Source organism: uncultured Roseobacter sp., assembly GCF_947501835.1.
GTDB lineage: Bacteria > Pseudomonadota > Alphaproteobacteria > Rhodobacterales > Rhodobacteraceae > Roseobacter.
Window position 1 is genome coordinate 157630 of sequence record NZ_CANMXR010000006.1, and the last position, 26059, is coordinate 183688.

19 protein-coding genes are annotated in these 26059 nt (G+C 57.3%); 10 read left to right on the forward strand and 9 right to left on the reverse strand.

The window, feature by feature from the left end:
* Positions 1–554: 554 nt before the first annotated feature.
* Positions 555–2003: an FAD-dependent oxidoreductase gene (locus Q1A20_RS14085; protein ID WP_299917196.1), complete on the reverse strand. Its 1449-nt coding sequence runs from the start codon at positions 2001–2003 to the stop codon at positions 555–557.
* Between the two features lie 121 nt (positions 2004–2124).
* On the opposite strand from Q1A20_RS14085, the gene Q1A20_RS14090 reads away from it, so the two are divergent.
* Together Q1A20_RS14090 and Q1A20_RS14095 are read left to right on the forward strand one after the other, a co-directional pair.
* A complete protein-coding gene (locus Q1A20_RS14090; RefSeq protein WP_299917198.1) occupies positions 2125–3147 on the forward strand; it encodes a polysaccharide deacetylase family protein in 1023 nt (340 codons plus the stop codon).
* The gene (locus Q1A20_RS14095) at positions 3147–4391 is read left to right on the forward strand and encodes a glycosyltransferase family 4 protein (protein ID WP_299401998.1); all 1245 of its coding nucleotides are present in this window, start codon (positions 3147–3149) and stop codon (positions 4389–4391) included. The genes Q1A20_RS14090 and Q1A20_RS14095 overlap by 1 nt, the downstream gene beginning before the upstream one ends.
* Before the next feature lie 263 nt (positions 4392–4654).
* Here Q1A20_RS14095 and Q1A20_RS14100 read toward each other — a convergent pair whose 3' ends face one another.
* Positions 4655–5566: a bifunctional 2-polyprenyl-6-hydroxyphenol methylase/3-demethylubiquinol 3-O-methyltransferase UbiG gene (locus tag Q1A20_RS14100; RefSeq protein WP_299401999.1), complete on the reverse strand. Its 912-nt coding sequence runs from the start codon at positions 5564–5566 to the stop codon at positions 4655–4657.
* 1287 nt (positions 5567–6853) lie between these two features.
* The gene (locus Q1A20_RS14105) at positions 6854–8800 is read right to left on the reverse strand and encodes a putative bifunctional diguanylate cyclase/phosphodiesterase (protein WP_367180905.1); all 1947 of its coding nucleotides are present in this window, start codon (positions 8798–8800) and stop codon (positions 6854–6856) included.
* 706 nt (positions 8801–9506) lie between these two features.
* Here Q1A20_RS14105 and Q1A20_RS14110 point away from each other — a divergent pair.
* Positions 9507–10127 (forward strand): DUF2268 domain-containing putative Zn-dependent protease, encoded by a 621-nt coding sequence (locus Q1A20_RS14110; protein WP_299917202.1) that lies wholly within the window; start codon positions 9507–9509, stop codon positions 10125–10127.
* A gap of 146 nt (positions 10128–10273) precedes the next feature.
* On the opposite strand, the gene Q1A20_RS14115 is transcribed toward Q1A20_RS14110, so the two are convergent.
* Both Q1A20_RS14115 and Q1A20_RS14120 read right to left on the reverse strand, forming a co-directional pair.
* Positions 10274–14371, reverse strand: a complete 4098-nt coding sequence (locus Q1A20_RS14115) for an AMP-binding protein (RefSeq protein WP_299917204.1) — start codon at positions 14369–14371, stop codon at positions 10274–10276.
* 241 nt (positions 14372–14612) lie between these two features.
* On the reverse strand, positions 14613–16079 hold the full coding sequence (locus Q1A20_RS14120) for an aldo/keto reductase (RefSeq protein WP_299402003.1): 1467 nt from the start codon (positions 16077–16079) through the stop codon (positions 14613–14615).
* 110 nt (positions 16080–16189) lie between these two features.
* Here Q1A20_RS14120 and Q1A20_RS14125 point away from each other — a divergent pair, with 110 nt between their 5' ends.
* From Q1A20_RS14125 to Q1A20_RS14155, 7 genes are read left to right on the forward strand one after another with little or no spacing between them, the layout of a single operon-like run.
* The gene (locus Q1A20_RS14125) at positions 16190–16573 is read left to right on the forward strand and encodes a TIGR04076 family protein (protein WP_299402004.1); all 384 of its coding nucleotides are present in this window, start codon (positions 16190–16192) and stop codon (positions 16571–16573) included.
* A complete protein-coding gene (locus tag Q1A20_RS14130; protein ID WP_299402005.1) occupies positions 16570–17652 on the forward strand; it encodes an aldo/keto reductase in 1083 nt (360 codons plus the stop codon). The genes Q1A20_RS14125 and Q1A20_RS14130 overlap by 4 nt, the downstream gene beginning before the upstream one ends.
* Complete coding sequence (locus Q1A20_RS14135) at positions 17645–18418, forward strand: ABC transporter ATP-binding protein (RefSeq protein WP_299402006.1); 774 nt, start codon at positions 17645–17647, stop codon at positions 18416–18418. The genes Q1A20_RS14130 and Q1A20_RS14135 overlap by 8 nt, the downstream gene beginning before the upstream one ends.
* Positions 18411–19142 (forward strand): ABC transporter ATP-binding protein, encoded by a 732-nt coding sequence (locus Q1A20_RS14140; protein ID WP_299402007.1) that lies wholly within the window; start codon positions 18411–18413, stop codon positions 19140–19142. The genes Q1A20_RS14135 and Q1A20_RS14140 overlap by 8 nt, the downstream gene beginning before the upstream one ends.
* Positions 19139–20053 (forward strand): branched-chain amino acid ABC transporter permease, encoded by a 915-nt coding sequence (locus Q1A20_RS14145; RefSeq protein ID WP_299402008.1) that lies wholly within the window; start codon positions 19139–19141, stop codon positions 20051–20053. Before Q1A20_RS14140 ends, Q1A20_RS14145 begins: the two co-directional genes overlap by 4 nt.
* Positions 20050–21018: a branched-chain amino acid ABC transporter permease gene (locus tag Q1A20_RS14150; protein ID WP_299402009.1), complete on the forward strand. Its 969-nt coding sequence runs from the start codon at positions 20050–20052 to the stop codon at positions 21016–21018. The genes Q1A20_RS14145 and Q1A20_RS14150 overlap by 4 nt, the downstream gene beginning before the upstream one ends.
* 1 nt (position 21019) lies before the next feature.
* The gene (locus Q1A20_RS14155; RefSeq protein ID WP_299402010.1) at positions 21020–22282 is read left to right on the forward strand and encodes an ABC transporter substrate-binding protein; all 1263 of its coding nucleotides are present in this window, start codon (positions 21020–21022) and stop codon (positions 22280–22282) included.
* Positions 22283–22399: 117 nt separating this feature from the next.
* On the opposite strand, the gene Q1A20_RS14160 is transcribed toward Q1A20_RS14155, so the two are convergent.
* Genes Q1A20_RS14160 through Q1A20_RS14175 form a run of 4 tightly spaced genes read right to left on the reverse strand, consistent with a single transcriptional unit; the run spans position 22400 to position 25898 of the window.
* Positions 22400–23563, reverse strand: a complete 1164-nt coding sequence (locus Q1A20_RS14160) for a DegT/DnrJ/EryC1/StrS aminotransferase family protein (RefSeq protein ID WP_299402011.1) — start codon at positions 23561–23563, stop codon at positions 22400–22402.
* A 13-nt stretch (positions 23564–23576) separates the two neighbouring features.
* Complete coding sequence (locus tag Q1A20_RS14165) at positions 23577–24275, reverse strand: PIG-L deacetylase family protein (protein ID WP_299917209.1); 699 nt, start codon at positions 24273–24275, stop codon at positions 23577–23579.
* On the reverse strand, positions 24265–25188 hold the full coding sequence (locus Q1A20_RS14170) for a formyltransferase family protein (protein WP_299917211.1): 924 nt from the start codon (positions 25186–25188) through the stop codon (positions 24265–24267). Before Q1A20_RS14170 ends, Q1A20_RS14165 begins: the two co-directional genes overlap by 11 nt.
* Entirely contained in the window at positions 25185–25898 is a 714-nt protein-coding gene (locus tag Q1A20_RS14175) for a sugar transferase (RefSeq protein ID WP_299917213.1), read from the reverse strand. The genes Q1A20_RS14170 and Q1A20_RS14175 overlap by 4 nt, the downstream gene beginning before the upstream one ends.
* Positions 25899–26059: the final 161 nt, after the last annotated feature.

The window sequence follows — 26059 nt, forward strand, 5'->3', positions numbered from 1 at the left end:
CGTGATAGCGGGTTCCGCCGGGCGCAAGATGGACCACAGCAACCGGACCATGCGCGATAGCTTCTACTATTGGTCGACCAGTTCGCGGCAACGCAAATTTTACTCTGGTCCGTTGTGACACAATAAAAACCCTAATTCCGAAACAGCAAAACCGCGGCGCACAACGTGCAAAAAATTTCCAACCAAATATAAAGACCGTCGTGTTCAAAAATGCAAACATATCCGTCGTTTCATGAGTTTGCGACTCAAAGCTACTGGCCGGAATGCTGAGACATGTCCCATCCGTAAGAAATAGGAGCACGTATCATGCTTTGGTGCTGGCGGGGCGGCTGAAATCATCAAGCGTGTATCGGTTAAAAAATAGCGATGCAGTATTCGGATCGCCAACGAATTGGTAATAGGTCAAGCCGCGCGGGTGGAGCTGCGCGTTTTGCATTCCCTCGGCAAGCTCCGCAGACCCTGTGGGCGTTTCGGGTTCGGTTCTACTCGGCCCTTCGCTTAGGTCACACCGGTCGTTTCGGCGCGTGAACTAGGGCGCGCACTTCTCTATCTCGTCACACCTTGCTGCGCGCGTTTTCGGGAATACTGTCTTCTTGTCGGCGCGTCGGATCGGCGGCATCGTCAAAGGATGCGCGGTCCTCATTCAGGATTGCCCGTGCCGCTTGAATTCCGGAAAGACTGGCCCAGTCAGCGCCTGGCCGATTGACGTGATAAATCGATTTGAGTTTTGAAACTTCGCCGAACAAGGCGGTTCTGTAGGCAGTTTGTTGTTCTCGCCAGCTGGCCGCAGCGTTCGTGCGTGGAAAATGCAAAACCTGTGACCCGATCAAATCGCGTGGGTTCAATATCCCGGCAGTTTCCAGCTCTGAAATCGCAAGTTTTACCTGCTCTTCTTCCGTGTAACCAAGGATGTCCGCTTGACCGGAGCAAAAGAACTCCACACAGTATGCAGCCTTTCCGTCGGGCACCATTCGCCCGCCAAAAGCCCCGAAATTCGTGATCCTACCGCACTGCAAATCTGGATCGTTCACTTCTAGCCACGCATGCGGGAATTGGTGTGGAACACCCAGAAACAAGTAGACAAGAAGAACTGACCGGTCCGCTTCCGCCCCCGGTTTCGGCATGTTGACCGATGCCGTATTGCGTTTGGGTAGCCTGTCCCAAAGCTGCTCAATCGACATGCTTGAAACAACCTGGCGAGCTGTTTGGATGGTTGTTTCGCCGTCAACGGCATAGGTGACCTTCACGCTACCGCATGTTTCGGGCTGCAGGTCGGTAACATTCGCTCCAAAGACAGTTCTTCCACCCAGGGCCGAGTATTCATCTGCAAGCTGTTCGAAAAGCTGCCCTGTTCCCGCTTTCGGATGCCGCCACGCAACCTGACGCGACACGCCGCCTCGCGATGCCATCGCAATGGCGTTTTTCGCGGTCGCCATTAAACCGGTACCCCTGGCTTGACCAACCGGGTTGTCGTCAGGCGGTGGCAAATCAGACCAACGTACGCCGCGAAATTTTTCCCAATAGCCCTGCGCGAGGATGCCGGCGAACGTTTGCCCGACCCGGAACTGCCAGAAGTCTTCGTAGGTTTTGGGAGATCTGAAGGCGCTGGTCATCCAGCCGCGCAGAAGATCGATGCCACCTAGTGCGAGCCAGCCAAGTGGCATGGCCCGCATAGGCCCGTGATACTTGCCGGACATCTCGACGATGCGCCCTTTGTACAGGCTGCCGACCCGATGCGGATATTCCGCATAGTCATCGCCCACGGCATTGCGCCACAAAGCATCGATTTCAGGAAACCGCGCGTAGAGCTCCTTACGCCCAAGATCCAAAGTGAAATCCTGCCAGCGCGGAGACCGCATCATCCCGCCAACTTCTTGCCCTTGTTCGAGCAAAAGGGGAGTGTGGCCACCCCTTTGCAGCTCCAGAGCAGCACTAAGGCCCGATGGTCCGGCACCGATTACAATTGTCTCGGTGGCATCTGAATTAAAGTTTTGAGAATCCATGTTTCACACACCAAATAAACTTTTCGTTACAATAATCAGTTACAAGAAGACTGCGATTTGCTAGGATTTACAAAGTTAAATTACATAATAGTTCTAGTTACTCGAAATTGCACTAAAATCAATGGTATATGCGCAAGATGATAGTCGATTTTCCAGCGGTGGATTTGTTCTTTCCCTCGATCTGGAACTCATGTGGGGCGTCTACGGCACACATTCCATAGACTCATATGGCCGGAATATTCTGGGCGTGCGTGAGGCTGTTCCCGCATTGCTTGATTTGTTTGACACCAACTGGCTGCATGCAACTTGGGCGACCGTCGGCATGTTGATGTTCGACAATCGCGATGAACTTTTGGCCGCACTGCCGCACCGAAGGGCGCAATTTCGGAACCAGCGAGACAATAACTACGCTTTCATTGATACGGTGGGTGAGGATGAGGCGTCAGACCCCTATCATTTCGGACTGTCAATTGTTCAGGACATTGCCGCTCGGTCGACCCAGGAGCTGGGGACACATACGTTCTCGCATTATTATTGCCTCGAAGAACCGCTGGACATCCCCGCTTTCACAGCGGACATCGACGCAGCCATTGCCGCGTTTCAGCGCCTTGGCATGCGACCTCGGAGCATTGTTTTTCCAAGAAATCAGGTGACACCTGGCGCTTTGGACGTATGTGTGGCGCGTGGCGTCGATGTCTACCGCGGGCCAGGTCCATTTCGTGTGGATCGCCCTGCGGCGCGCGCGCAACAGTCCAAGGCGCAGCGCGGTCTGCGGCTGGCCAACAGTTACGTTCCGCTATGCGGCAGCGCAGTCGTTGATGCCAGTTGGCGTGATGGGATTGGGAATGTGCCCGCGAGCCGGTTTTTGCGGTCCTATGCCGGTGGCTCGGCGGCGGGCGCTAGGCTTCAGCTTGGGCTGATCAGGCGGGAGATGCGGCAGGCGGCCCAGCAGAACCGTATTTTTCATCTATGGTTCCATCCGCATAATTTTGGAATTTATACCAAGGAAAACATATCTGTTCTGAGCGAGATCGTCGCATTTTCCGGTGAGTTGAGGGACACGTTTGGGTGGCCATCTCTGACGATGTCCGAAGCGGCAGATGCAGCCAAAAAAGCCTCTGCTCAGATGCATGGGGCGGCTTAATGCTGCGTTCAGCCACATATCGTCAGACCGTCGGTTCCGAGAGTAGGCGAACTTTGCATGGGCTTGAAGGAAACGAAACGGTCATCGAGCATCGGCGAAAACGTGTCATCGTTTTGGCAAGCCTGACCGCATCTCTTGTCGGGTTCCGCTATGATTTATTGAAATCGATGGCGAAATACGCGGATGTTTTGGCATGTGGCCCGAATTCTGACCCTGTGTCAGAGGCGCGGCTTGCAGAGATTGGTGTTGCATTTAAAATTGTCCCGATGGACCGGACGGGGCAAAACCCCTGGCAAGATTTGAGGACATTTTTTGCATTGGTTCGCGTCTTCCGCGACTTCTCTCCGGACATCGTCTTTCCTTACACCATGAAGCCGATCATTTATGGCGGCCTTGCTGCGCGGTGGGTCGGTGTCGAAAAGGTGCTGCCAATGTGCACCGGTCTTGGTTATGTGTTTGTCGATGAGCACTGCAGCCTGCGGAAACGGTTGCTGCGCAGAGGATCGATACAGCTTTATCGGCACGCGTTAAAAAAGGTCGATGAAGTGATTGTCTATAATGAAGCGGACGCCGCTGAGTTTCGCAGGCATCGGTTGGTCGGACAAGAATGCCCGGTCAGTGTTATTCCTGGGTCAGGGGTAAATTTGGATCGATTTGCCCAGCACCCTGTGCCAACAGGTCCGCCGGTTTTTCTGATGGTTGCACGCCTTTTGAAGGACAAGGGAATTTGTGAGTACGTGGAAGCCGCCCGTCGCCTGAAAGCGCGTTATCCCGACGTACGATGTCAACTCTTGGGCCCATTGGATGCCAATCCCTCGTCGATCAACGCTGAAGAGGTCGAGGCGTGGGGAGCTGAGGGCGTAATTGAGTATTTGGGGGAGACGCCGGATGTGCGTCCATATTTGGCGGCCTGCAGCGTTTTTGTTCTTCCCTCCTATCGTGAAGGCGTGTCGCGAACCGTGCTTGAGGCGATGTCGACCGGACGCGCGATTATCACGTCTGATGCGCCGGGCTGTGCTGAGCCTGTAGTCGATGGCACCACAGGTTTTGTGGTTTCCGTTCGCAATGTCGACGAGTTGGCGGACGCGATGGAACGGTTTGTGACCGATGGCAAGCTGGCTATGACACTGGGCGCCGCGGGGCGTGATCTTGCGACGGCGCGGTTTGACGTCAGGAAAGTGAATAAAATCCTCTTGGCCAAGCTCGGTCTCTCCGCTGAAAAGCCATGCGAAAAAGCGGACTAACATTTGAGAATGCCATTGAGGCTCCTGATAATTCAAAACGGGTGGCTTTGATTGGGTTCGAGTGTGTTGGCCCTGGCATGCTCGCATGAACAAATTCGCGGACGGGCGAGCGCCCATCGCTAGCCAGGTCTGTAAAATCGCCGGACTAAAGCTTCTACAGGTTTTAAAATGCTGTTCAGTTTACTTTGCAGATCCGCTGACGCGACCTTTTATAGGTCATAAGTCGAATAGATTCCTTGATTTGCACAACGGGACGATATCGCTCACTGGGCGCCACGATAGTCGGCAATAATCTCTTTGGCGGAGACCGTGTTTGAGGCCTTCCTGCCCAAAAAGAACACGCCACTTGCGCCATCGACGGCGTAGCTTTCCGGAATGAGGTGATCCAGATAACGCAGCCAGAAGAATGCGAGCTTGGCAAGGCTGCCCGCTTTACGGGATCGAAACAGTCCCCGGAATAGGTAGTCGATCGACCAAATCATCTGCGTACCAGGCCCCCCGCTTGAACCGGACTTCACGCGATGGAAGCGGCGGAACAGATAGCGGTGACCGCTCTCCGTAAACCGTGTGAAGTCGTAGGGGCCCTCGTGCACCTGCTGCATGAAAGGCGTTTCGGCATAGACCAGCCCTTCTGGTTTCAATACGCGCCAGATTTCTTCAACCACAACCTCGGGTCTCAGGACATGCTCCAGGACCGCTTGAACGACGACGCCATCAAAGGTGTCGCTTTGGATCGGGATATTGTGCGCGTCCGCAACGAAGTGGATGTTCGACGAGGGATAGATATCAAAGGCAACCAGCTTGATTGCTGGATCTTCATATACTACGTCCATCCCTTGTCCGACCGTGCCGCCGCCGATGACTAATACAACCGGCTCCGGGTTAAGGGCTTTGAGCGCTTCTATGAAGTTTTCAGAATTCTCCACCGTTGATTTTTTGATGGGGGAAACCAGGCGTTTCAAACGGCTGATGATCCCAGAGTAGGAACGACGCTCGATCTGCCCCGCGTCCTCTCCCCTTAGATCTTCGATGTCGATCACCGAATTTGCGAAATCGACATAGATCGGTAACCCGTCGGTGTGTGTTGCTGAGGTGGTGCTTTTGCCTGCGACATTCGTCCGTGCGTCTGGCCATTCAATGAGGTCTTCTACAAATTTACGATCTACTAGTGGCATCTCTTTCTCCAACAGGGCGATTAATTTACGCGGCTGTATCCATTAATTTTTCGGTCCGTCCACAATCCTGGAACTGAGGGGAAAACCTGAGTTTATTTGTGTATGTGACATTGGGGTCTTAAGCCATTCGCGGCAAGCTAAGAGAAGATCGTCATACATTTCGGGCTTCTCAAAGGAATTTTGCAGCTTGGCGCGCGCGAACGATATGCTGCCCCGCAGCGTCCGTGAGAATGACGGCCCGCCCCTACGCGACCCTGGTAGTTCGTGCGACGGGAAAGGACAGTCCTCGTATCGGCTAAAAAGCTCGAAACGGCCGGCAAAGTTCTTGTCCGGTGCCGAAATGGTGTAGTCTAGGTTGGCGATTTGGAACGTCATTTCGGGACTTCTGTAGCCTTGTTCACCTGAATCTGAAGCTTTACTTGCCCGCGCGATGAGTGGCATCGCATGTCGTCACCGCTCGGACTTGAAACAGACCCAGTCGCGACGGTGTTAGAAATAGCCAAAGGATAATCGGCGCAGAGAGCGCGCAAAAGGCGGGTTGCAAGGGTCAAGTGAACACCGATCCGTATGCTGCTTTTGCCCTGACCAGATGGCAGCTGGTCGTCGTGTCACTACAATTACTCATATCCAAATACCTTATAAACAGAATGCTAGCACCCTATTCAGGCTGCCAACACTATACAAATGACATGCGCCTACATCGAAAAACCGGAACCTGCTGATACCTGCGCAGAAAACACTCGGTTGTGCTTTGTCTTTTTCAATTCGTGCAAAATATGTCCAAAAGCGCTTTGATCTTCAAATTTTGGGCTCACCATCCTATCGTTATTCAAAAGTGTTGAATGATTTCGGCTCCACGCGTCCAAGCAGGCTCCAGCGACCACTTCGCCAAACTCGCCTGGGTAAAGGAAATCTCACTTTGGCCAAGCGCGGCCGGGGACGAAATCTTTGCCGTGAACTATATGTGGGATGTTCGACGAAGGAAGTGGTTTATTGGCGTATTTCCGTGTTCTGCGTGAACTTGCGGGCTTTTGTATTATTTTTCAATATCTTAGTAAGAGATCACATTTGATGGGTGAATGCCCTCTTAATTGGGAAGTGAGAGGCGTTCTCTTTGAAGTTGCATAGTTTTTTCTTGGATTCCCTTATGGAGGGTAGCTTTCGACTCCGACCTTGCCTTCCAAGGCTTAATGCGAATCGCTAAAGCTATGTTTTGGCGTGTTAAAAATTTACCTGTATATATTCCTAAACATTGTTTGCTTTGTCAGAACCTATCAAACTTGTGCTTCATGATTGCGCTTGGATCGCGCGGACCGCTGCGTCAGGGCAGACAAACTCTTGAACGTCTTGCAGGCTCATTGGCTTGCCGAACAAAAAGCCTTGTACAAAATCACAGTTCTCCGCTTGCAGAAAGGAGAGTTCCTGCTCATTTTCAACGCCTTCCGCAAGAACAGGGATACCCAAGGCTTCGCCGAGAAGTAGCGTTGATCGGACAATTGCCGTACGATATCGATCCTGGTTCACGTCCTGGATGAAGCTTCGGTCGATCTTAATCTTGTCAAACGGGAAAGCTTGCAGCGCAGCCAAGGACGAATACCCGGTCCCAAAATCATCCATTGCAATCCGCACTCCCATCGCCTTGATCTTGTGCATTACCTTGAGCGTATAGGCCTGGTCGTCGATAATACTGGACTCCGTAACCTCTAATTCCAGGCGCCCAGGCGGCAATCTGCTCTCGATCAAAATGTCGGACAGCTCCTCAATAAACGAGGGCTGAGCGAGCTGTTGAGGCGCTACATTGACCGCTACGCTCAACGGTTTTGACCATTTCGCGGCTTCAAAACATGCGGCACGCAAGACCCACATACCGATCTCTCGGATCAAACCGGTTTCTTCGGCAATTGGAATAAACTCAGCAGGCGAGACTATGCCACGCGTTGGATGGTTCCACCGCAACAAAACCTCAAAACCGATTGGTTCCAGCGTTTTCAGATCGTTCTGAAGTTGAAATGCAAGCTCAAGCTGACTACTGGATGTCACTTGCCTGAGGTCATTTATCAAAAGCAGCCGATCCCTGCTTTGCCTGTCCATTTCCGCGTCGTAGATGCAAATATTGGCCTCCGTTTGCAGTTTGGCACGGTACATCGCCAGGTCAGAGTTGTGCTGCAGGTCGTCAAGATCAGAGCCATCACTGATGCTGGTCGCAATCCCAATGGAGGACCCTATGGATAGCGAGTATTCTTCGGTATCAACAGGCTCTGACGTCAGCGCATGCAACCTTTCCGCGAATGAAACAACTTCCTCCATCGATTGAAAGCCCACTTTCAGGGCAACAAATTCATCCCCTCCCGTGCGCGCAACAAATTCATGTTCTTGGCATGCGGTTTTTAGTCGGTTTGAAATTTCCTTTAGAAAGCGATCTCCCACGGCATGCCCGCGAAGATCATTCACTTCCTTAAATAGGTCGAGGTCAATCGTCAGAACTGCAACCTTCAGGTTTTGATCTCGCGACATCAACTCCTTGCACTCGTCCATTTTCCGGCTGAGCTGCAACCTGTTTGGTAGTTTGGTCAGATGATCATGCGTCGCCGTATACTCCAATTTCTCCAAGGCTTCTCGTTCGAGGTTGGTCTCGATGCTCAGCGCAGCAAAACCCACAACCAAAATCAAAATCGTCACAGCGAATATGAGCAGACCAAGCGTTGCGTCTGGCATGAACTGCTGCGGGACCTCATGGTAGGGGCTCAACTCCACGGAAAATGCTGCCATCCCGGTGAAGTGCATCGAACAGATGGCCAAGACCATCAGAACGGCACCGCCGAGCCAGCAATACCGTGTGATCGGATAAGCAATTCTGTGATAGGCAGCAGCCCCGAGAAGGCAGCCCAGCAGCAGCGACATCAATACCATCGATGGGTCCCAACGGATCACACCAGGTAAGAGGTACGCCGACATTCCGATATAGTGCATCATCGATACTGAGAGACCGAAGCCTGCCCCTGCCGCGATAAAATGAAACTTTCCGTCTCCGTAGGCCAGCAGCGCGTTGGCTGCGAGCATCCCGAAAACGGCAACGCCCAGTGAGACACCTGTCAGAACCGGTTCATATCCATGTTCGAAACCGGGCTCATACGCCAGCATCGCAATGAAATGCGTCGACCAAACCGTTGCGCCGCTGATGAGGCTGCTGAGAAACAGCTGTATCCGTCTGCGCAATCCGGTTGCAGAGAACAATCGCCTTGAAACGAGGACAGAGATACATGATCCAATAACGCACACGATCGCAGCCACGGCGACAAGCCAATGGTCATGTTCTTGAGACAAACACTCTATTACGCGATACAATTGATTAGTCGTCCTTGGGCCATTCTATTCGCGGGATATCACGACAGTCGTTAATGATGCGTCCCGTTTGGCTGGAGGATCTGTCCCATATTCATGCAATTTTCAGGAAATTAGAGCGATCTCACGATCTGACCTGGGGCCGGCTTTGCTTCTTAAGGATCTGAATATTATAGAATTTTAGTCGTACTGCTCACTTTGGTTTTCGGCGCTTATGCTCAAAGGGTTTTTGATCAGGTAGCGTGTCATGAATTGAAGCTTGTGGGTAGTTGGCCGCGTTTCGACCATTGGACTTTTTACGGAATAAACACGCGCCAGGAGTGTAAGCTGTGGGTCTTATTTGGCGAGAGACTTCGCTCTTCCGACGGCTTTCTTTGTTCGGTCCAACTCGCGCTCAGAATCCTGGTGTGGCATTGAAAAGTCGCGTTCGAGGCGCGGACGTGCCATTCTGATCGTGCCGCATCACACAGGGCGCCCCGATCATCGAAATCATACGTGATGACTTCCTAGAAAGGGCGTGGGGGGAGCAGGCTCCCATCTACCAACCGCACAGTGCTTCTGATACTTTCTCAGCATGAGTGCTTGGCATATTCACATCATGAACGCCCGCAAACAGCTGACCGAGTTGCTCGAAACGCTCACCTCTGCAGTTTCAGATGCTCAGAACGGCTGCATAAATGTTCACGACCCCGTTGCTCTCGACCTCACGGTTCGGGGCACGAATTGGCCGATGCCCAAGGCACTTCGCGTGAGCGGGTCGGCATATGGTCCGGGTCGAATTGACATTGTGATTGATACGTCGGCAGGGTTCAGCGGCGAAGAACTCCGTCAAGCGATGCTGCGCACGATTTATCACGAGTTTCATCATGTATTGAGATGGGATGGTCCCGGATATGGGCAAACACTTGGCGAAGCACTCGTTTCCGAAGGGCTCGCACAACACTTTGTGCATGAAATGATGAGCTGTCCGGCTGAGCCCTGGGAAAACGCTGTTGATGGCGCTGAATTGCTGGAGGCGCAAAGCCTCGCCGCGCAGGAATTCGACGCGAAGCCCTATGACCACTCAAAATGGTTTTTTGGCAGCGGCAAGCTTTCGCGATGGGCGGGCTACACCGTGGGGTTTGAAATGGTCGCAAAATACCTTGCTGAACATTCGGATACGACGGCGCTCCATAACGCAACAACTCCAGCTTCAGAGTTTGCGCGATTTCTGAGGTGAATTTGAAAGCCAGTTCCCGTGCGACGCTTCGGAGGGGAGCCGATATGACTTGCAATCAGGTGCCGTCTTTCAAAAATGCATCCTTTCGGCATGAACATTGCGCCGAGTAGTCTCTGTTGACGTTTGACCGCAGCTTTGCACCGTTTCTACATGCGATCACCTGTTGAAGTTCCGCGCTCTGCCGTGGGTTTTGTATCGGCGGGGCGGTTGATGCCAAGCCAATCGTTTAGCGGGCGCATCAGCATGCCAAGCACGACGCCGCAGCAGATCTGGAACACGATATTTGCCAGTTTTGCAGCCGTGGAATCACCTGCCAGACTGCTGAAAACAAAGTCAGCGGCAGAATGGGTCAAATAGATCATCAGCGAAAAGGCAGCCACGGTGACCACAATTTTTGCCAGCAAGCGTGGCAGTGGGACATATGGAAATACCGCGCACAGAAACAGGGCCAGGATCCACCAGAGTTCCGAGTGATTGGTCAGCAGGGAATGCGTGAGCGCCAGATGGCATAGGACAAACCCGAAGCTGATCACCTGGCGGCGGAAGGTGTCTGCTGCTGCGACCAGCGCGCCGAGGGCGAGAAACGGCAGCAGCGTCGTTGGCGATCTGAAGAGCAGGCGCGCGCTGGCCAATATCTCTCCGTGATGGAGCGCTGCGACCAGAATTGTGCCGATCGCCACCACCTCGGTCAGCACAAAGAAAATGGCCAGGCTACGCCATGGGTTTGCTGATAGCTGCCGCCGTATGCCGGGAAAACAGAGCAACACCCCGATGGCCAGGAACATTTGCAAATAGACATGCAAAAACCATAGCCATTCCAGACGATAGGGGATCCACCTCTGGCCCAGGAAAACAACATCAAAGAAATTGACCAGGTTTCGATAAAACAGCAGGGAGGATAGCTCGACGTTGTTGCCGATATAGAAATGCCAACTGAAATACAGCAGCGAAACTGGCACCAAGGGCACAAGGAGCCGCCCTAGCAAAGCCCAAACGCGCCGGGCGTGGCCGTCTTTTAGCACGGCAGGCAGTTGCAGGTGCCCAAATGAAAACCCGGCGAGTACGAAGAGCACAATCGACATCCCGCCTGTCAGCTTGAAACCTGCATGAAAGGCCACGATCTCGACGATGGCGAGGCACCTGAGCAGCACGAAGGTTTCGACCCTGCTGATCTCAAAATGCGGCGTCGCCGCCGGAGTTTCTGTTGACGTTGAGGGGGCGAGCGCGGCCAATTCGGCAATGGTCATCCACGGCCAGTTGGTTGGCAGGTTCAGACCAAGCGCCTCAAGATCGAGGCGGGTTTCGATTGTTGACAGGCTATCGGCGCCCAGATCAAAGAGCGACTGATCCCGTGTGGCAAACGTGCGACCGGAGTGTTTGACGAGTATCTCGGCAATCGATGTCTCGGCAGCCCCTTCTGGCGCATCGGATGGCGCAGCGGCATCGGATGTTTCGATGTCCTGCGCCAACTCCGCAAGGGCATCCTTGTCGATCTTGCCGTTCGGTGTGAACGGAAAGTGATCCATGACCACGATCCGGGCCGGCATCATGTAGGTCGGCAGATTGCTGAACAGCGCCGCCCGGATTTTCTTTTCCGTGACCTCGGCGACCTCTGACAGCACAAACAGCAGCAGCCTGTCGTCTGAGACAAGCGCACAGGCCCGTTCGACGCCCGACACCGCTTCGGTGGTGGTTTCGACCTCGCCCAATTCCACGCGGAAGCCGTTGATCTTGATCTGCCCGTCCCGGCGCCCAGCGAAGTAAATCAGCCCATCCGGCATCTGGTACCCGATGTCGCCGGTGAAATGTCGGCAGGCCGCGCCGGTTTCGGGCGGGATCCGTTGATTGACCCCCGCCACGGGGTCCGCCAGATCGGCGACAATTTCGCCAACTTCCCCAACCGAAACGGGGGAGCCGTCGTCGGCGACCAGTCGGACACCGGTCCAGGGCAGCGTGCGGCCGATGGCAATGTCGCGGGTGCGTGCAGCCCCTTCCTCGATTTCATTGATCACAAAGGCCTGGGGCGTTTCTGTCGTGCCAAAAACGTTGAACTGGCGCACGCCTGGCACCAGATCGTGCCACTGTTCGACCACCCGCGGTGGGAGCCTTTCGCCGCCCCAGAAAATCGCTTTCAGGCCATCGAACCCGTCCGCTGATGCCATATCCGTTGTCAAAAGGCGCGCCGATGTCGGGCTCAGGCGCAACACATTGCAGTGCGCTTTCGCGATCAGGGCACGGAGGCGTTTGGGGTCCATCATCTCGCACGGACTTGGGATGGCGATAGTGCCGCCATGGGACAAAGGCAAAAAGATGTCGCGCGGCGTTGGATCATGCGAGAGCCCGGCCATCATGGTTGTTGTGATGCGGCCTGGCAGCGCAAGCGTGCGCGACTGCCACGAGATGAACCGTTGCAAGGTCTTGTCGGGATGCGTCGTCAGCTTTGGCTGGCCGGTCGTGCCCGAGGTAAAGAGGTGATAGGCCGCATCCCGTGGCGCGCCGTTCACGATGTCGGGAAGCCGATCCGTTTCGCGCATCGGCGTGATGCGGGTCACTTGCCCGGCGATCTCAGCGGGCAGATCGACACCTGCCTCAATGACATAGTGTGTTCCGAGCTGGTCCAGCATCCTTTCGATCCGCGACACGGGATAGGTCGCATCCACCAGCGCAAAGGAGGCGCCGCTGGCGGATACCCCCAAAACGGATGCAACCAGATCAGAATTGCGTTGCGCAAAAATGACAACCCGGTCGCTTGGCGTGACCCCCGCGGCGTGTAATCCACCGGTTATGGACCCCGCGCGGTTGGCGAGAGCGCGGTAGGTGAGCGTCTCTTTTGAGGTGATGATGGCTGCAGCATCGGGCTGCCGTTCCGCCCACTCAAAAAAAGCTTCGTGAATCCGCCGGGTCGGTTCAGGCTCCAGCGTGGATTGCGGCACGACGACCTCATGGCCTTTGCGCGCACGCTTGAGGATCTCCCGACAGGTTTGGTGCGGGTTTTCAAGGGCGGCCTCAAGGATCCTGCCTTGCAGATTAAGGAAGAGTTCCGCGCGTGTCTCTGACAGTTGTGCGGCGTTGTAAAATGCCCGCGCCTTCAGAACGCTCCGGTCCGTCGACCATATGAGGTTCAGATCATATTCCGTCCGCCTGTCAAGAAACTCGCGCGGTCCGACGTCAAGCTCACCTGCCGTGATCCGGGCTGCGGGCGGGAACATATTGATGGAAACGCTGGGTGCCTTTTGCTCGGAGATCACAAGGTCCAGAACCGGCTCGTTTTCCAGAGCAACAGTGTCGCGCGTCTGCGCCGATACCGCAGTCGAAAAAGAGGCGAATTCCTGATCGAGATCCACGCTAAGGTTCAGGGGCAAGGTGTTGGAAAACGGGCCAATGACCGAATTCGGCGCGCCGAGCGCCTTGCGGCCTTCGGTCTGGAAAAAGCTTGAGACTGCTTCTTCTCCGGAATAGCCGTGCAGCCCGAGGGCGTAGGCGGCTGCAAGCACGCCGAACTGCGTGGCACCGATTGATTTGCCCAGTGCGCGAATGGGTTTTTGCACATCCTCGAAACTAAGTTCGACGTAACGGCCTGCCGCAGCAGCCTCTTCGTTATGGACGCCGTCACCCACCAGCCGCACCGGTTTTGGCAAGGAGCGCACCAGATCCTTTACTTCGGTTGGCGCGCGGGCATCGTCCATCCCCGTTGCGGCAAATTCGTAGTAGGATCTGGCAGGCGGCAATGTCTCCCCCGCGTAGAGCTTCAGCAATTCCTTGGTCATGACGCCTCGGGAAAAACCATCCGTGACCGCATGGTGCGCCGCAATTGTAAAGCGCCAGCGTTCCCCCAGATCTGCCACAAGAAACCGGATCAAAGAGCCGCTTTTAAGGGGATCAACATCGTCAAACACAAGAGGCAAGGCCCAGCTCCGAAAGGCAGACAAGCTCTGATCGGCCATGTCGCAATGGTGAAGCTGAAGGCTGGGTACTTGTGAGACCACGGCGCTGACATGGCCGCCGGAAATTTCAAATCGCGTCCGTAGCGACTCGTGGCGTTGCACCAGGTTTCTGGCCGCTGCTGAAAAGGTATTTCTGTCAAACGGTCCATCGACCAGATGACCCAGCGGGATCATATATGACCCTGCGCCCGCGAGTTCGGCTTTTACATATCGGCTCTGATTGTCGCTTGCCGGAACGCGAAGCTCTGTCGCGCTTTCCACGCGCTGTGACGTGCCATCGGAAACTAAATACTGTCGCATGTGACCATGCCTTATGAGTTACGAAAAAAATCAGCGTATCGAGAAAAGAAGAAAAATATGTCAATTCTGAGGGACTTATGTAGCAATATCCCAAAAATCTAGGGCGTGTCATCGAATATGGTTTAATTTCAACTCTGACGTGAGAAATACGCGGAATCAGTGCGAAAATTGTTGATCAGGACCGCGATGGCTTCAGATCGTCGGCCTTCGATCCCGCGTCAAATGCGCGTGATTTGATCGGTTATCGGCGCAGCACGGCCTCGGCTTCTATTTCCACGCGGTACCCGCCAATCAACCCGGCAACGACAACCAGTGTGTTCGCGGGCTTGATCTCGCCAAAGACACGCCCATGCGCCCGTGAGATCGCCTCAACATCCGCCGCGTCGACGATGTAGATCCGGGTGCGTATCACGTCTTCGGCGCAGGCGCCCAGGGCTTCCAGCGCCGCCAATATCTTGTCGATGACAAAGGTCGTTTGCGCCCCTGCATCGGCTTCGGCGACAATGCGATCTGCCCCCGCTGTCGCCGTCGTGCCCGAGACGAGAATGCGGTTGTCGATGCGCTGGGCGCGGGCGTAGCCGGCGATATCTTCCCACTTTGACCCGCTCAGGACGCGTTGCTGACCGTCTCTGCCCGCCACATCTTTGGCCGTGAAGGGCAACGGCATCGTATCCAGGTGATGGCTGAGATCGCCGGAGGCTGTCAGGAAGGGCGGACGCCGGTATTCGTCGCCACAATCGCCGGGCACCGGGCGGGTGTTTGAAAAAGCCGCCTCAAGGCGCCCGTGATCTTCCCTGTCGAGCTGAAATGAGAAGAGCCGAAGATTGTCCCCGGCATGCATCCGCTCGCCCAATCTTGCGCCAACAATGACACCGGCAACGGCGGAATGCTCCAGCACCCAGCGGGTCGCGACGTTTGCAATCGACAGTTCATGCTTTCGGGCAACTTTATCGGCAGCAGCAAGGATGCCCTGAAAGGCTTGCCATCCGCCGGTCGCGTCAATGAAACGTTTGTATTTCATCTTCGACCAGTCGTTGATGTCCTCCGGCTCGGGCTGTCCCATCCAGCGTTCGGATAAAAATCCGCCGCAGAGGGTGCCATAGGCCAGAAGCTTTGTCCCTCTGCGATGGCACAGATCGGAAAGCGCCCCCGCAGCACGCCGGTCGACCAGCGAAAATGAGACCTGATTGGTCAAGAGCGGCACGCCGTCGGCCAATGCCAGATCCAGATGGGCGGCATCAAAGTTGGTCACTCCGATCTCGGAAATCAGACCCTCGGCACGCAGTTGCGTCAATTCATGCAGCGCATCGAGCCAGGCTGGATGCTGAAAGCCCCACCAGTGAAACTGCAGCAGATCGACACGGTCCACCCCAAGACGCTCCAGCCGCGCCTCGACGCCTGCGCGCACCACATCGCGCGTCATCGGACCGGGCGGTGGGCACCATTTGGTGAAAGCGAGCGGGCGGGGTGTGTCGGATCGGGCCAGCAGATGGCCCGTAATGATCTCCGCGCTGCCATAGTGGTCTGCCATATCAAAGGTGTCGAAGCCCTGATCGGCATAGGCGGCCAGCCACGCAGCCCCGGTCTCAGGGTCGATGGTGGTGCCGTCTTTCTCAATATCCGCAACCTGCCACAGGCCCGTCAGGACACGGGAGATCTCCAGATGGTCAGAGAGCCGCAAACGATCCGGTCGTGTCGGGGAGGTCATGTCAGGGCGCATCCTTTTGTCCGGGCGATTGGTCCTTGAGAGCCGCGCCACTTCCGTTAACATGTCCCAGATACTAAGGGCGGCGGCATCCGTCCAGCGGAAGGGACGCAATGGGAACCAGGGAAGGTGATCGGGGCTTCTGGCTTTACGATCTGAAGGTCGAGACGGTTCTGGACGGGCGCACGCCGGTGTGCCGCCATATCGAAGGCGACAGTTTCCGGGTTGAAGGCGAAACACTGGTTTTTGAACCGGGGACGCGGGTGTCGATGTATGCGCTGGCGGGTTTGCTGCCCTTGTTGCCGGTGAAACAGCGCGATACCGACCCGGAAGATTGGGTCAGCACCGATGCCGAGGTCGCCTGTCCTGACCCGCATTGCGGCGGGCGGTTTCGGATCACGCGGCTGAAGGAACGGCGCTGGTTCACGCATGCGGCCACGACGGGGCTGCCTGGTGAGCGCGGCACGCCGTACTGGCAGGAAGGTGGTCGCGAATGATCGCCGAAACGGTTCCCCTGCGCCCGGGCTACGACATTTCCCGCGTGATCAAGGGCGGCTGGCAGCTTGCTGGTGACCACGGCGCGGTTGACCGCAAGGATGCCGTGCGCGACATGGAAGCCTTTCTGGATGCAGGGATCACCAGCTTCGATTGCGCCGACATCTACACGGGCGTCGAGGAAATGATCGGCGATTTCATCGCAGACATGCGGCGGCGGCGCGGTGCGGAGGTGGCCAACCGGGTGCAGGTGCACACAAAGCTGGTGCCGGATCTTGGGCTGCTGGCCAATATCAAGCCCGAAGATGTCGAGGCGATCATCGATCGCTCGCTGAAACGGTTGCAAATCGATCGCCTGCATCTGGTACAATTCTATTGGTGGGATCTGTCGATGGGTGACCCGCAGGTCGGGCTCGACGTTCTGAAAAGATGCCAGGAAAAGGGTAAAATCGCCTATCTCGGCACAACCAACTGGGATGTGGCGGAAACCCAGCCCTTTATCGATGCCGGGTTCGATCTGGTCTCAACCCAGGTGCAGTATTCTCTGCTGGACCGGCGCGCGGCGCATGGATTGGCGCAATGGACCGCCACAAGCGACATGCAATTGCTGTGCTACGGGACGCTGGCGGGGGGATTCCTGACGGAAAAATGGCTGGGTCAGCACGACCCGGGGTTTTCTTTTGAAAACCGCAGCCTGGTCAAATATCGCCTGATCATCGATGAATTCGGGTCCTGGGGGCGTTTTCAACAGCTGCTTGGCGTGTTGCAATCGATTGGGGCGAAACACGGGGTCTCCTTGTCCTCGGTCGCCACGCGCTGGGTGCTGGACCAACCACAGGTCGCCGCCGCCATTGTCGGCGCGCGCTACGCACGGCATCTGCCGCAGACGCTTGAGGTCTTCAGCTTCGCGCTGGATGCGGATGATCAGGCCGCCATCGGGTCGGTTCTGGAGGCAGCACCGGGGCCCGCCGGTCCGGTTTTCGCCTTGGAGCGGGACCGTAACGGGCGGCACGGTCGGATCATGAAATACAATCTCAATACACGCCCCGATGATCAGGTGTTGGGGGCAACGGGTGGCTGAAGCGATCCTGACGACGCAGGGCCTGAGCCGCAGCTTTGGGCCGCTCAAAGCGGTGGATGCCGTATCGTTGCAGATTGCCCGGGGGTCCATTACCGGCCTGATTGGTCCAAATGGCGCGGGTAAGTCGACATTCTTCAACCTGCTGACGGGGGCATTGCACCCCGACGGCGGGGCCGTGCATCTGGAGAGGCGGGACATCACAGGCCTGTCCCCTTCCAAGCTCTTTGCGCTGGGATTGGGCCGGACGTTTCAGATCCCCCGCCCCTTTGCACGGATGAGTGTTCTAGAAAATGTCATGCTGGCCCCGACCGAGCAAGTCGGCGAGACGGTGTCAGGACCGTTTATGTTCCGCAAGCGGATGCAGGAACAGGAGACGCGCATCCGAAAACGGGCGATGGAGGTGTTGGATTTCGTGACACTGGGTGCTTTGGCGGACCATCCGGCGGGCAAGATATCCGGCGGTCAGATGAAGCTTCTGGAGCTTGCGCGCGTCTTGATGGGCGATCCTGACCTGATCCTGCTGGACGAGCCGGCTGCCGGGGTGAACCCGGTCCTGACCGAAACGCTGATCGGGAAAATCGAGGAGCTGAACCGTCAGGGCAAAACTTTCGTGATCATCGAGCACGATATGGACTTTGTGATGCGCCATTGCGATCCGGTGATCGCGCTGGCCGAAGGGCGCGTGGTTTTTCAGGGCAGCGCAGAGCAGGCGCTCGCCGATCCGGTATTGCTGGACGCCTATCTCGGGACAGCAGTTGATGCCTGATCCGGTGCTGACCGCTTCTGATATCACGGCGGGCTATGTGCCTGACCTGCCGATTTTGCGAGAGGTTTCGATCACCGCGCGCGCGGGTCAGATCACGCTGATCATCGGCCCGAACGGCGCCGGTAAATCGACGTTGATCAAGGCGATTGCCGGGCTGATCCCGGTCAGTGCAGGCCGGGTTGCGTTTGAAACGGACGACATCACGAACATCCGTCCCGATCAACTGACCGCCCAGGGCATCGCCTATGTCCCCCAGACCGACAACATCTTTCGCAGTCTGACGATCCGCCAGAACCTCGATCTGGCGCTGCGCCGGGCCGGCGGTGACGCCAGTGCGCGGCTGGCGCGTCTTTTCCAACAATTTCCCGCGCTTGCCGAGAAACACCGCGATAAAGCAGGCACCCTGTCCGGCGGGCAGCGTCAGTTCCTCGCCATCGCGATGGCGCTTGCGACCGATCCGCGGTTGATCCTGATGGATGAACCCTCCGCAGGGCTGTCGCCGAAAGCCACTCAGGAGGTGTTGGAACACGCCCAAGCGCTGGCCGCACATGGCGTTTCCATTCTGCTGGTGGAGCAAAACGTCAATCAGGCGCTGCGTCTGGCTGATCATTGCTACATCCTGGCGGAAGGGCACAACCAACTGGATGGGGCGGCGCAGGACCTGCTGGGTAACAAGGTGGTGGGCGAGATCTATCTTGGCGGGCGACGGGTCGGGGCGGCATGATCCAGAATCTGATCGACGGCATTCTCACCGGGTCCTATCTGTCGCTTGGCGCTATCGGGCTGACGTTGGTCATGCATATCCTGCGCTTCGCCAATTTCTCACATGCGGAGCTTTTGTCGCTCGGGGCCTATTGTGCGCTGGTCTTTGACGCGCTTGTCACGGCCATGGTCCCAGGTCTGGCAGCGAAACTGGGCCCCTTGTCGCTGACCTGGGCGTTGATCCTGGCAACCCTGATATCGATGGTGCTGACCGGGCTATCGGCTGCGCTGATCGACCGGCTGGTCTTCAAGCGCGTCCGGGAAAAGGGGCAGGAGCTTTCCATGGTCTTCGCCAGCTTCGGCATGGCGCTGGTGATCCGCAACGTGATCGGCTTGATCTTTGGTCTGTCGCCAGAGCTCTATTCCAAGGACATCGCCTTTGCGACCATCCTCAGCCGGGACCCGCTGATCCTGGTCAAACCCGATCAGGTTTTCGTTCTGGTGGCAGCTCTTTTGCTGATGCTGATCCTGCATCTCATCCTGTCGCGCACGACCTTTGGCTACGCGTTGCGAGCCGTCGCAGAAAACCCGTCGCTGGCGCAGGTCAATGGCGTCAACCTTGCCCGGACGATCATGGCCGTCTGGCTCATCGGAGGTGGGCTGGCCGCTGTGGCGGGCGTCTTTTACGGGCTTAGTCACCAGATCATTCCGGTCATGGGCCGCGATCTGGTGCTGCCGATCTTTGCTGCAACCATCGTCGGCGGTATCGGCAGCGTCTATGGCGCGGTGCTGGGCGGTTTCATCGTCGGGATCGCGGGCAATCTGGCGCTGGTGATCCTGCCGTCGGGCTATACGCCATCGGTTCCCTTCCTGCTGATCCTGGTTGTTCTGCTGATCCGACCGCACGGGCTTTTTGGCGAGGCGCGGGCATGATCGGTGTGATTTCCTATCTGGTGTTTTTCGCCACCACCGCTGCGATCCTGTCAATTGCTGTGCTGGGGCTGAACCTGCAATGGGGCAACACCGGGCTTTTCAATGGCGGTGTCGTCGCTTTCTTCGGGGCGGGTGCTTACGGGACGCTGATTTTGGGCGGTACACCGCAGGACGGGCATCTGGGCGGTTTCGGGCTGATCTACCCGGCGGCCCTGCTGGGCGGCATGGCGCTGGCCGGGCTGATGGCCTGGATTGTTGGACTGCTGACGCTCAGGCTCCGCCATGACTACCTCGCCATCGCCACCTTCGGTGTCGCAGTCGCCTTTGAAAACCTGATGCGCAATGCGGAATGGCTGGCGGGCGGCGCCAAAGGCGTGCGCGGTTTTGAGCGGCCCCTGCGCGCCGCCCTTGGGGATGGGTTTCTTTATAATCTGCTCTTTTTCATTGTTGTTCTGTTGCTGCTGATCGCGGTTTACCTGTTTTTGGAACGTCTTGTGGCCTCGCCGTTCGGGCGGTTGCTCCGTGCGATCCGCGAAGACGAAGAGGCCGCACAATCGCTGGGTAAAAGCCCTGCGCGCATCCGTCTGACCGCCTTTGTCACCGGTTCAGTCATCCTCGGCCTCGCAGGTGGGCTTTACGGTACATTCTACGCTTTTGTCAGCCCGCAGGACGTGTTGCCCACGCTCACTTTTCAGATCTGGGCGATGCTGATCGTGGGCGGTGCCGGCAACAATCGCGGTGCGATCTTTGGCGCTTTTCTCATTTGGGGCGCCTGGACGGCGTCCGGTTGGGCACTTTCGCGTTTCGCGCCGATCGAGGCGCAACTCTACACCGGTTCGATGCAGTTTGTGTTGATCGGGGTCGTGATCGTCGGCATGCTCATGTGGCGGCCTCAGGGGCTTTTGCCGGAGCGGCTGGTCGTATCACAGAGGGGAGCAACCCCTTTGGCTAAACAGGGAGAATAACATGTCCATCATGAAACGTATCAGGGCCGTGGTTGGCCTGGCCCTTGGGCTATCTGCGCTGGCGGGTGCCGTTCACGCGCAGGAATGCACCACCAAGATCGGTGCGGTTCTGCCAACCTCGGTGGATTGGGGTCGCCCGATTGCGGAGACGGCGCAATTTGCTGTCGATCAGGTGAACGCCGCCGGGGGGGCCGCAGGCTGTGCCATCGAGATGGTGCTCCGGGATACGCAGGTGGACCCCAAGGTGGGCGTGGATGCCGCCAAGGCGCTGGTCGATCTGGAGGGGGTGAAACTGCTGTTGGGCGCGGTCTCTTCGGGGGTGTCGATGCCGATCCTCACTTCTGTGACGGTGCCAAGCGGCGTGGTGCAGATGTCGTGCTGCTCCTCCTCGACCGCCTTCACCAAACTGTCTGAAGAGGGCAAGACAAGTGGTCTGTGGTTCCGCACCTTCGCCACGACGGGCGTACAATCTGCAATCGGGGCCAAAGTCGCCAAGGACAAGGGCTATGGGTCGGTGGCGATCCTCTACAAGAACGACGACTGGGGGCAGGATATGGCGCGGCTGATTGCAGCTGATTTTGCCGCCGTCGGCGTTGAGGTCACAGCATCGGTTGCCCTGAATGACGGCCAACCCTCCTACCGCGCTGAGGTGACGGAAGCGCTGACCAGCCAGCCGGATGCGCTCTACCTGGCACTTTACCCCGCCGAAGGCACCGCAGCGGTCCGGGAATGGATTTCGCTGGGGGGCAGCCAGAACATGATCCTCGCCAACTCGCTGAAATCGGATGAATTCCGCGACAATGTCGGCATGCAATATCTTGGTGCGGCGGTTGGCACCGACACGGCCTCACCCCGCTCGGAAAGTGCCGATGCTTTCCGCGCGGCTTATGTGGAGCGTTTCGGGTCTGAGCCCAACGGTCCGGGCCTTGCCAACAGCTATGACGCGACCATGATCGCGCTTCTGGCGATGGAAGCGGCGGGCAAAGACGCCTCAGGCGCAGATATCGCCGCCGCCATTGCCAAGGTGACCGACGCGGATGGCACACCGGTCAGCGCCGATACGGCGGGTTTCCAGCAGGCTAGGGAGGTCCTCGCGGGCGGTGGTACGGTGATGTATCAGGGCGGCACGGGTGACGTCCGCTTTGACGCCAATGGGGACGTGTCGGCGCCCGCGGTGGTCTGGTCCTTCACGGACGCGGGCACAGAAGAGGTTGAATACCTGTCCCTGAACGAGGTCGACGCCTTCATCGCATCGCTCAACTAGGCGAAAACCGGACACCTGAAAGATCGGCCGCCACGATAAGGGGGTCGATCTTTTCGTTTTAAGGAGATCAGCGTTCCATCGGGCGCGATCCGCCGAGCACATGATTGACTGACGCCGCTATCTCAGGGCGCGGTTCGCAATGTCCCGTACGGTGTCGGCCAGTTTGGCGGTGCGTTCGGCGTCCCACGTCGTGTCGACAAGGAACGCCAGGCTGGTTTCTCCCAACGCTTGTGCGACAGGTAACGGTGCCTCTGGCGCCAGTCCCCGGCTGGTGAAGGTCTCTTCGCGGTAAATCTCTGAGCAGCTTCCGGAAAAGGCCGGGAACCCCGCCTTTGATATCTCTGCCAACATCCGATCGCGCGACCAATCCGTGGCCAGCGCCTCGGGACGCACAAAGGCATAAAACCGATACCAGGCGTGCGTGATATCCGAGGGTGGCATCGGCACGCGCAACGCGTCACACCCCGAAAGCGCGCCGCTGAGAATGCGGGCATTCCGCTCCCTGTGCGCCCGCCAGTCGTCAAGGTGCGACAGTTGTATGCGCCCGATGACGGCGGCGGGCCCGGCCATCCTCAGATTGGTGCCCGGCCCGGCATTGTGCAACCATCGGAATCCCGGGGGGTGATCGGTGTCAAAGACATTGGCATGGCCCTTGCCATGATCCTTGTGGCTCCAGGCGCGGCGCCACAGATCATCGTCGTTGCAAAGCAGCATGCCGCCTTCGCCGCCTGTGCTGATGATCTTGTCCTGACAAAAGGAGAACGACCCGAAAGTGCCGATGGTACCGACATGCCGGTCACCCAGTTGCGCCCCATGCGCTTGTGCGCAATCTTCGATGACCCACAGGTTATTGGCCTGCGCCAGATCCATGAAACCGTCCATGTCGCAGGGCCACCCGGCGAGGTGCACGGGCAGGATGCCGCGCGTCTTGGGCCCGATCAGAGGGGCCACGGTGTCCGGCGTGATGTTCCCGGTGTCGGGATCGACATCGGCAAACACCGGCACGCCACCGGCCAGCAGAACGCAGCTGGCAGAGGCCATGAAGCTCCGGGGGGCCACGATCACCTCGTCGCCCGGTTGCAGATCAAGCACATGCAGGGCCGTATCCAGCGTCACCGACCCGTTGGCCATGGCGATGGCATGGCGGGCGCCTGTGTAGTGACAATAGGCTTTTTCAAAGTCGCCGACATCCGGGCCGGTCCAGGCATTCACCTTGCCGGAGCGCAGCACGGCGGCGACGGCTTCAATCTGTTCGGTATCGTAAACGGGCCACTGGCTCATGGTAGTTCCTTTTTCAGACGACGGTTCTGACGAGGACAAATCCTTCTGCCGCAGGTCTGTGCACGGTAGCCCCCCGCAGCGTGGCCAGCGCGCGCAGCGCTTCAACCGATCTTTCGTGCGGGGAAGGGAAGACCTGGCTGGCAAATTTCCTAAATGCCGCGATTTTCTGATCCACGGTGTCCGAGATATCGATGAAGACATTCGGCACAAAGGCTGGGGTCAGATAGGGCGCGTTCCAATTGGTTTCCGACAGGGTTTCATAGGCCAGAATTGTGGCAGGATAATCCGCTTGGTGCGGCCTGCTGGCGACCAGTGTCGACAGGAAACTGAGTTGATGGTCGAGGTGGATGTCGCCCGGATGCGGCGCCAGGATCAGCGCAGGCGCCACCTCGCGCACCAATTTCCCCAAACCTGCATTGAGGGCGCCATGCGGTTCTTCGGCCAGCGCGGCAGCGGGAAAATCCAGCCAATGTGTCTTTGTCACGCCCAGCAGCTCATGCGCCGCGGCAGCTTCGGCCTTTACCGTGCGGATCTGTTCGGCATCGAATTTTGGCGGCTGACCACTGGTGACAATGCCGATGTGAACCTCCCGACCTTCACCGGCAAAGCGCGCAATTGTGCCGCCCGCCCCCAGGACCTCGTCGTCCGGGTGCGGTGCAATGACCAGAACAGGGCCCGTCGAGGGCACGAGGTCGCTGGGGTTATGGGGCATGGCCAAAGTCTTTCAGTTTGCTGTGAAGGGGCGGTGGTTTGTCAGAGCCGGACCACTCAAGAATATCGAGGCATTTCCCATCACCACAGGCCACGGTGAAGGATCGTCCGTTGATGTCCTGAATTTGCCCCGGCAGGCCAATAAACCGCCCCGCTTCAGGTGTGTGCCGGACAGCAGTCAGCGTGATCTGCGCGCCGTCCCCTGCATAGGTGAATGCACCGGGGTAGGGGGGACCAACCGCCCGGATCAGGCGGTGAATTTCCGCTGCCGGACGGGTCCAGTCGATGCGCCCGTCTTCGGGCCTGCGACGGGCGCAGATGCTGATGCCATCGTCTGGTTGCGGTGTGGAGGGAATGTCACCCGCAGCAATGGACGTCAACAACGGCGGCAACATTCCGGCAAGCGCCTCCAGCACCCTGTCATAAAGTTCACGCGCGGTCACCGTGTCGGGGTCGATTTGAAACCTGGCCTGCGCGGCGATGGGGCCGTCATCGGCACCCGCGCCCAGCCAGAACAGGCTGGCGCCGACATCCCGTTCACCAAGCAGGATGGTCCAGGGGAGTACGCCACGCCCGCGCAGTTTCGGCAGGGCGGTGGGGTGAAATCCGATGCATCCCAGTTTCGGAATTGCCCTGAATTCCGGGCCGCAGATTTGCGACCAGCCAATGACCAACGCCAGATCTGGTTCGACCCCCTTGATGGCTGCCAGCGCCTCCGGCGCGTTGATCTGCGATGCGTAAAGCACCGGTATGTCATGGGCGGCAGCCACTGGGTCCAGATCGGCGAAATCCGAGTGGCGTCGGGCAAGATCCGGGGGCAGGGTGACGATCAGCGCCGGTATATGTCCTGCGGCGCACATGCTTTCCAAGGCTCTGCGTGATCCTTCCACAGCACCCACAAATACCGTTCTCATGCTGATACTCCGGCGGAGTTTTTCGGCAGGTGCGCATTAAGCCAACGCGTTGCGTCCTCCAGACGCTCTGGCCGACGTTTTTCGCCGAAAAGAGCGACGCCAAGCGTTTCCCACAGAATGCGCAGATCCAGTGCCGTGGACCGGTGGGACACATACCACAGATCCAGCCGCAGCTTTTCTTCGTTCGACAGAGTGGTATTGCCGCTGACCTGCGACCAGCCTGTCAACCCGGGTCTGACCGCACTACGCAAACGTCCCGTTTCGCCAAATTCATCGATGGTTTCCGGCAGCAGCGGTCTGGGCCCGACAAGCGCCATGCGACCGCGCAGGATGAGCCAGAGTTGTGGGATTTCATCCAGACGTAGCCTACGCACCAGCACGCTTATCCGTGTCTGTCGTTCGGCGTCCGGAAGCAATGTACCGCTTGCATCCCGTTCTTCCCGCATCGTCCTCAGTTTGGCGATGTCGAAGGTTTTACCGGATTTGCCCGATCTGGTCTGCCAAAACAGAATAGGACGACCGAGATCGACCCAGACCAAACAGCACGCAAGGAGGAGGACCGGGAACGCAAAAATGCCAACGAAAAGGCAGATCAAGATTTCAAACAGGCGATTCATAACACACAGCGAATACTTTACCCTAAAAACCGCCGAACTCTCAGCCCGGCGCGTCCAAAAAAAGACGATCAAGGCTGTTTCAACGGCAAACAAAAATGCCAAAATATTAAGCAGCTTTCGCCGCAGAACTTAAGAATTACGTCCGAATCTGATGCGAAATTACACGTAATTCCGCAATTTCCAAATAGATTCTCGGCATCGGTCAAGTTGGAATTCAATCGGGAATTGCAATAAGTTAGGCGATTTCCCGGAAT